This is a genomic window from Kocuria marina, assembly GCF_000786655.1.
Lineage (GTDB): Bacteria > Actinomycetota > Actinomycetes > Actinomycetales > Micrococcaceae > Kocuria > Kocuria marina_A.
This window is the reverse complement of the sequence record NZ_JROM01000014.1, coordinates 1-4,062: the sequence shown is the minus strand read 5'-3', so window position 1 is coordinate 4,062 and position 4,062 is coordinate 1. Positions and strand designations below refer to the sequence as shown.

Here is a 4,062-nt window from a genome sequence, read left to right as displayed (position 1 = left end):
ACGCGAACGCGTTGTCCCTGGACAGAGCCCAGATCGAGGGGGGCGTGTTCGCGGATAAGCTCACTGCTGAGGGCCAGGTGCGGGCTCTGGGAGCCCGTATCACCGGGCAGCTCGGGTTGCAGGAGGCGAGTCTGGTCAACCCGGACGGGGATGCATTGAGCTTAGAAAGCGCATCGATCGAGACGTTGTGCTTGATGGACAACTTCCGCATCGATGGAGGCGTCTTCCTTAGCGGAGTGCGGATAGGGAGCTTCGTCACCGATGAACGTTGTCCGCCCCAGGAGTCTCTCGGTATGTTGCACGCCACCGGGTGGAGCTTGAGGGACGTACACGGCTGGTTGCGCAATGACCCCCAAGCAGCAGAACGCTGGCTCCTACCTCATTCGAAGTCCGATGAGTTTGTCCCACAGCCCTGGTATGAACTTGCGAACGTGTACGACCGGATCGGCCACACAACCGTTGCCCGTCGACTGCGCTACGATGCCACCAAATATACAATCCGTCGACAACCATTGCGGGTGCAGGCCATCCAGTTCTTCTATCGATGGCTGGTCGGCTACGGATACTACCCGTTGCGCACACTCTGCTGGTTCGCCGGGGCGTTCATCCTCGCGTACGTGCTGATTGCCGCCAACACGCACAGTTTCGTCCCGACCAGTCCAGTCTCGGCCCAGACCGCTTACATCGCCACGCACAGCACTGAAGCCGCAGACGATGCCGCTGTCGCGATAAATGGTGCTACTCCGTGTGAGGACTTCGGTGGCCGGTATCCGTGTCTGCGGCCGTGGTCCTATGCTGCCGCCACCGTGACCCCCGCTAGTGCCTTACAGACACCGGCCTGGGCTCCATTGGTGTCTTGGCTGGAGGCGGTGCTGATGGCACTGAAGTTCCTGGGCTGGATCTTCACTGCGTTCCTGCTGGCCGGCCTCACCGGCCTGCTCCGCAAAACCTAACCCCCTCGTGGAAGGGTCACTTTCCCGAGCATAAAACTGTAGCTCGCATCCGTCCTCGCGTAGCTCTCCAGTGGGTGAGACGTGGCTTTCACTTTCCGAAGTTCCATGCACGGCACGACGTCGTGTCGGCCCGGTCGCTGAGATCGGGCAGTTGCCGGATGCGCCGGCAGCTCGACGGGGCCGGGTTGGAGACTCGTACCGGCCCGGAGGCTTACGCGGGGAGCCGCGCTGATGCCGACGACACAGCCCAGCGCTGATCATCCCGGTGTGGAGGTGGTTTGTCTCAGTCGGGTTCCAAGCTCAGGTATCGGTAGACAGTGGCCCGGCTCACGCCGATGACCTTGTCGATGTCTGCCGGTGTAAGCCCTTGGGCTTTGAGCTCGCGGGCCCGCTTGACCTTTTCGGGTACTCGGCCGTGACTTCGCGGCGACCGGCTCGGCGCCCTTGGTCCGCGGCTGCGGCCATGCCGGCCTTGGTTCGTTCCGAAAGCTGGTCGCGCTCGAGCTGAGCGAAGGCGGAGATGATGGTGACCATGGCCTGGGCCATGGCCCCGCCGAGCTCGGTGTCCGGATCGGTGGTGATGCCATCGCGCAGCGAACGGAACTTGATGCCGCGGGCCTTGAAAGTGTCGAGCAGCTCGAGCAGGTTGCGGGTGTTGCGCCCGAGCCGGTCCAGTTTCCACACGACGACTTCATCGCCGCGGCTGAGACGGTCGAGCATCTTGTCCAGTTCGGGGTGGTTGGCCCGGGTGCCGCTGACCCCGTGGTCGCGATAGATGCGTTCACAGCCGGCGGCTTCCAGGTCCCGGATCTGCAGTGCCGTGTCCTGGGCGGCCGAGCTCACCCGCGCGTAGCCCAGTCGGGTCACCGATTCCCCTCCCCATTGTCCCGTCAAAGGGGACTGCCGCACGATCAGGTGGCAGTGGTTAGGCTGCCAAATCGGCTGGTGTGGTCATGGTGGTCTCGTACTCGATCGGCGTCAATCGGCCGAGCCGGTCCTGACGCCGGCGGCAGTGGTACGTTCGTTCCAGGTGACGATCGCGATCCGCAACTCGTCGCGGGTGTACCAGCGGCGGCTGTTGAGGACGTTCTTCTGCAGTAGCGCGAAGAAACTTTCCATGGCCGCGTTGTCACCGGCAGCGCCGACGCGGCCCATGGACCCGACGAGCTGGTGGTGCCGTAGGCGGTGGACGTATCGGCGGCTTCGACATGGACCAGGTTCAACCGGTGGTTGCAACACCGGCTTGTTGGAGCAACAGTAGCTGCTCGTTGAAGGCCTCGGCAGGGGTCTTCCAGCCCAGCGTCTTGCGGGGCCTGCTGTTGAGGGCGTGGGCGACGGCGCTGATGTCTTCTGCCGTCCAGCGGGATAGGTCAGTGCCCTTGGGAAAGTACTGGCGCAGTAGTCCGTTGGTGTTCTCGTTCGTGCCGCGTTGCCAGGGGGACTGCGGATCGGCGAAGAACACCGGGATGCCCGTCTCGACCGTGAACTGTGCATGAGCGGACATCTCCTTGCCGCGATCCCAGGTCAACGACCTCGGCAGTTGGGCGGGCAGCGTCGACATCGTGTCCGCCAGGCCGTTCTTCATCGTGATCGCGCCGTAGCCGGTCAGCGCGGAGCCGTTCTTGGGTGTTTCCTTGTGTCGGTATCCCTTCTCACGGGGGCGGTGGACCAGCATCGTGAACCTGGTCGTGCGGTCGACGACGGTGCCAATCGCTGAGCGCTGGAGCCCAATCAGCAGGTCGCCTTCCCAATGGCCGGGAACAGCTCGGTCTCCGGCTTCTGCGGGACGTTCGCTGATCAGCGTTCCAGGAGTGACGTGCGCCCAAGTCTTGCGACGGGATCGTTCCCGCGGCGCGCGCAGCGCCCGGCCCGTGCGCAGACACCAGACAAGTCGACCTTGAGCCGGTTGCTGATCTGCTCCGGACTCCACGCCGTGGACCACCCGCGGTGCTTACGGTGGGGCTTGTTGATCCCCGTGAACCGTGGAGGCTCGGGACCGATTATCACCTTGCCATCAGGCGTGGCGATCTGCCCCGATAATCGGTCCTGGACGTAGGTATGCAACCGCACGTTCGTGACCAGCTTCGCCGCCTTCGGGCGTTTCGCGGCCATGTCGGCCTTCCACTGCGCAACCCACGCTCGATACCCGCGACTTCCGTAGCGGACGGCCGCATTCCGGCGCAGCTCACGGGAGATCGTCCCCGGGTTACGGCCTAGAGTTCGAGCGATCTCGCGCACGCCGCGTCCCTGAGCACGCAGGAATGCGATCTCCTCACGCTCAGCGAACGACAGGTAGCGTCCGGTTGGCGTGAACTTCAGATCGAATGGAGGCATGCCGCCAGCGTGGCGGAACCATCGCTGACCGACAGCTTGCGCCACGCCGACCACGGCAGCAGCCTCGATGGGCAATAGCCCCTTGGCGATCTCCGCCCAGAACGCCGCCTCGACATGCCGTTGGAACTTCGGATGCCCAGGGGACCGAAGCTTCGGTCGCTCCGCCCGATCTGCTGCCTGCTGACGACGAACCATCTGACACCTCCCGATCGAGGTGTTGCGACGACCAGTTGAATCCGCCTTGGCTGCCCCTGTCGCTGTGGTGGACCAGGCCCTGCCTGTCCTGGCTGGCACCTGTGTTCAGCAAAGCATGTTCCAGAGCCAGTAGCGGCAAGCCCACGGTGTGCAGCGAGGCGGAGACTGCCCAGCCCACGATTTTTCGGGTGAACACGTCGGTGACGAACGCTGTGTAGCAGAACCCGACCAGGCAAGCCGGGGCGGCGCCACTCGTGCGAAGGGTCCGCAGGTGTCGACGTCAAGTGGTCAAAATTCGCCCAGCTTCGAAGGGGTCGGCGTGGTGGCAACCTGTCGGCGTTCTTGCGAGTTCGGATTATGCGTCTTGTCTAGTTCCGCGCTTGCTCACGGCATGGTTGAACCATGATGCGCACACGTCGCATCGTGGATCTCGAACCGGATGACCTCTTTGGCGGGGTAGCAGCCCCCGCACTCGACGGACCCAAGGCCGTAGGCAAGACCACAACGGCGGCGTCGTCGGTGTGGAGGTGAAACTCGCGGCGGCTGTCAGTGACTCCGACGGCAAGCATCTGCGCTGTCT

At 63.9% G+C, this 4,062-nt stretch carries 2 protein-coding genes and 3 pseudogenes; 1 reads left to right on the top strand and 4 read right to left on the bottom strand.

The features are described 5' to 3' along the window. Positions 1–953 (top strand): hypothetical protein (locus tag AS25_RS02680; RefSeq protein WP_216594102.1); only part of this gene is annotated, 953 nt, incomplete at its 5' end. Positions 954–1,280: 327 nt separating this feature from the next. Here AS25_RS02680 and AS25_RS02675 read toward each other — a convergent pair. The 4 genes and pseudogenes from AS25_RS02675 to AS25_RS15185 all read right to left on the bottom strand — a co-directional run. Continuing rightward, positions 1,281–1,820 carry a recombinase family protein gene (locus AS25_RS02675; RefSeq protein WP_253270449.1) on the bottom strand — a complete coding sequence of 180 codons (540 nt, stop codon included), beginning with the start codon at positions 1,818–1,820 and terminating at the stop codon, positions 1,281–1,283. 58 nt (positions 1,821–1,878) lie between these two features. Beyond that, positions 1,879–2,159: pseudogene (locus AS25_RS14085) on the bottom strand (integrase core domain-containing protein); the annotation flags it as partial. Between the two features lie 13 nt (positions 2,160–2,172). Then, positions 2,173–3,482: pseudogene (locus AS25_RS02670) on the bottom strand (IS30 family transposase). A 46-nt stretch (positions 3,483–3,528) separates the two neighbouring features. Next, positions 3,529–3,708: pseudogene (locus tag AS25_RS15185) on the bottom strand (IS3-like element IS3501 family transposase); the annotation flags it as partial. Positions 3,709–4,062 lie beyond the last annotated feature (354 nt).